The organism is Bacillus mobilis, assembly GCF_001884045.1.
Lineage (GTDB): Bacteria > Bacillota > Bacilli > Bacillales > Bacillaceae_G > Bacillus_A > Bacillus_A mobilis.
The window spans coordinates 1-241 of record NZ_MACF01000006.1; the positions used below are offsets into that span (position 1 = coordinate 1).

Genomic DNA, 241 nt, shown 5'->3' on the forward strand with positions numbered 1-241 from the left:
ATGTAAAACCAGAAGAAGAGCAAGTTGAAGAAGAAACAATAGAGGAAATAAAAGAAGAAAAACCGGAAGAGCCAAAGGTGACAGAAGAACCGAACGTGTTAGAGAAGCCAGAGGTGAAAGAGAAACCGGAAATTTTAGTAACACCAAAAGAAGAAGAAAATAAAGAAGAAACAACAGAAGAAATAAAAGAAGAAAAACCGGAAGAGCCAAAGGTGACAGAAGAACCGAACGTGTTAGAGAA

General features: G+C 37.3%; 1 pseudogene. It reads left to right on the forward strand.

What is annotated here, in order from left to right:
- A pseudogene (locus BAQ44_RS31900) lies at positions 1 to 241 on the forward strand (Cna B-type domain-containing protein); the annotation flags it as partial.